Raw genomic sequence first — 1,051 nt, forward strand, 5'->3', positions numbered from 1 at the left:
TCTTGCGTCGCGTTTGTCCTTGTCTTTGCCTATTTTCTTGTTGCTGATTTAGCAATGCCGTTAACTCCTCAGGCGATGGCTACCCGAGTGGTAACTAAGGTCGCCCCCCGTGTTAATGGGCAAATCACCCATCTTTATGTGGCAAATAACCAAGAAATTCAAAAAGGCGACTTGTTGTTCCAAATCGATCCGCAGCCATACAAGTTAGCGGTAGAAAAAGCGCAATTAAACTTACAACAAGTGATCCAAAACAATGAGCAGTTGGATGCCTCTATCACGGCAGCCAAAGCGGATGTGGAAGCGAGTAAAATCGTCGCTGAGCAAAAAATCCGTGAAGCCAATCGACTGAATACATTGTTCAGCCGAAACGGTACGTCTCAACAACAACGAGATGATGCGCAGAGTAGCGCAACAGCGGCAAAAGCGAATTTGCTAGCAGCAAAAGCCCGCCTGAAAGAGCTAGAAGTAAGCCGCGGCGAGCTCGGCGAAGCTAACGTCAACGTGCGTGTTGCTCAGAACCAGCTAAAACAAGCTGAGCTTAACCTTTCTTACACTCAAGTGAGTGCCGAGCACGATGGTGTTATCACGAACTTGCAGTTAGAGACAGGTGCTTACGCCGCTGCGGGGACGCCACTTATCGCACTGGTTTCGGATCAAGTTGATATTATTGCGGACTTTCGCGAGAAAAGTTTGCGTCATTTTAACCGTGATAGTCGAGCACTGGTGGCCTTTGATAGTTTGCCAGGAGAGGTTTTTGAAGCCCGCATTACCAGCTTGGATGCCGGGGTAAGCTCGGGGCAATTTGATGCAGACGGCCGCCTCGCGACACCAACAGATTCCAACCGCTGGGTGAGGGATGCTCAGCGTTTGAGATTGCATTTGTCTATCAACGAACAGCCACAAGCTTTCCCGGCGGGTGCTCGTGCGACGGTACAACTATTGCCTGATAGCACGATTTCAGGTTGGCTGGCTCGTCTGCAAATTCGTTTTTTGATTACTTGTCAATACATCTATTAATTTTGAGGGGGTATGTAGTTATGGTACCGCCCCA

Annotated in this window: 1 protein-coding gene; it reads left to right on the forward strand. The window is 49.0% G+C overall.

Annotated elements, in window-relative coordinates:
* Nucleotides 1-1,017 (forward strand): HlyD family secretion protein (locus R8N28_RS26970; protein ID WP_318183888.1); only part of this gene is annotated, 1,017 nt, incomplete at its 5' end.
* Nucleotides 1,018-1,051: the final 34 nt, after the last annotated feature.

The organism is Vibrio sp. Vb1554 (genome assembly GCF_033344235.1).